3 protein-coding genes are annotated in these 1914 nt (G+C 72.6%); all 3 read right to left on the bottom strand.

Annotation, left to right across the window (positions count from 1 at the left end):
• On the bottom strand, positions 1-365 hold a 365-nt coding region (locus tag NCC78_RS31390; RefSeq protein ID WP_250799059.1), incomplete at its 3' end, for a TetR/AcrR family transcriptional regulator.
• 164 nt (positions 366-529) lie between these two features.
• Positions 530-880 (bottom strand): hypothetical protein, encoded by a 351-nt coding sequence (locus tag NCC78_RS31395; protein WP_250799060.1) that lies wholly within the window; start codon positions 878-880, stop codon positions 530-532.
• A 165-nt stretch (positions 881-1045) separates the two neighbouring features.
• On the bottom strand, positions 1046-1741 hold the full coding sequence (locus NCC78_RS31400) for a hypothetical protein (protein WP_250799062.1): 696 nt from the start codon (positions 1739-1741) through the stop codon (positions 1046-1048).
• Positions 1742-1914 lie beyond the last annotated feature (173 nt).

Consider the following 1914-nt stretch of genomic DNA (forward strand, 5'->3'; position numbering starts at 1 on the left):
GTACGGAACAGCCCGGGCTCGCCGCGGGCGAAGCGCACGTAGCCGGTGCCTACCGCCCGCAGCCCGGCCCAGGCGCGCGTCACGGCGTCGCCGTCCGCCGGGACGCGGGCGAGTTCCGTCTCGATGGCGACGGCCAGGGACGACTGGGCGGAGGAGCAGACGGCGTGCAGCAACGCCTCCCGGTCGGCGAAGTGCCGGTACGCGGCGTTCGGTGCCACCCCCGCGCGCCGGGTCGCCTCGCGCAGCACCACCGCCTCCGGGCCGCCGGCCCGGGCCATCGCCAGGCCCGCGTCGAGCAGCGCACGGCGCAGATTCCCGTGCCGGTAGGTGCTACGCCGGGGCGGGGCGGCACGCGAGTCTGTCATCTCTCCTCCATGTGGACACCGTACACAAGGAGAGCCTCGCCGTGTCTCCGCCGATGCGCGCCCTGGCCAGCGTAGCCGTGCCCCGGCCCGCGACGTCAGGTCGCGGTCCCCGCGACGACGGGTGCCCGCCGCCCGTGCCGGACGGCGGGCACCTGCCGGGGTCGTCAGATCAGCTGACCGGTGCAGACGTCGTCGATGTACGCCTGCTTCGCCGCCGCGTCCCGATTGGACTGCAGGTAGCGGGACCAGCCCCGACGCTCGTGGGAGGTGGCGTCCAGTTCCACCACCTCCTGCGTCGGCCGCAGGAAGCCCGGCTTCGGCGGGTACGGCTGGAACCCCTCCTGGTCCTTGAACCAGAGGCCCTGCCACATCTCGGTCTTGTCCCGCCAGACGCAGACCAGCATGAAGTACTTGCCACCGTCGCGGTGCAGCAGGACGAAGCCGAGTTCCTTGCGGAACTCCAGCCGCCCGGCCTCGACCTCGGCCCGCAGGAAGTCGCGCGCCTCGTCGCTCACCTGCGGCGTCGCCTCCTGGTCAGCTCGACGGATGTCGTACCACTTCAGGTAGGCGCCGGGCAGGGCGAGGTTCTCACCCGGGTGGATCTGCTTGTCCTGGTGCTTCCAGTCGGACGGGTACTCGGCCAGGTCCTCAAGGTGGGAGATCGTCTGGTCACTGCGCTGCTACCGCCTCACTCGACGAGCACCGGGGCCCTCCTTGGTCACCATCACCTCGGTGTGCGCGGCGGAGTTGCGCACCTCCAGCGCGTCCAGCACCGCCAGGGTGTACGCCACCAGGGGCGCGACGACCGGATCCGCCGGCGGCACCGGCTCCTCGTGGTCGTACATCGTGCGGCCGTCACCGAGCTGGCGCTTGTGGTAGCGCCACACCTCCACGACGTGGTGCACGCCGTCGCGGCTCACCGTGTTGACGAAGTACTCGTCGCCGTGCAGGAACTGCTGGCCCAGCACGGCGTCGTTGCGCCGGCCGTAACGGTCGACGCTGCCCATGATCCGGGCGTGCGCCTCCCGCAACTGCCCCGACGACTCGCAGAAGACCACGTTGTCGGTCCCGGCACTGACCAACGGTTTCAACACCACCGGCCACTCGCCGAGGTCGGCGGCCCAGTCGAGCAACTCGTCGACGGAGGCGGTGGCGATGCCCCGGGCCGCGGGCAGCCCGGCGGCGCGCACCGCCTCGGCCATCTCGAACCTGTCCCGGCGCGCCCGTGGCCGGCGCATGCCGTTGCCCGGGGTGCCGAGCGCGGCCGAGAGCGCGTCGGCGAGCAGCACCCCCGACTCCGACCCGGCGACGACGAAGCCCACCCCGAGGTCGCGCAGGCGGGCCACCACCGCGGCGAGGTCACCCTGGTAGGGCACGTCGTCCGGGAAGTCGTCCGGCCGGCATGACAGTGCACGTCGGGGGCGTCCGAGCGGACGTGCATGCTCTGCACCCCGTGCCGCGCCAGCGCCGCCGGCAGGCACCGGGCAATGCCGCACGCGTCGACGATGGCGGCTCTCATGACACGCTCCTCATCTCGGCGGTCCCGACC

Origin of the sequence: Micromonospora phytophila, assembly GCF_023656545.1 — a bacterium.
GTDB lineage: Bacteria > Actinomycetota > Actinomycetes > Mycobacteriales > Micromonosporaceae > Micromonospora > Micromonospora phytophila.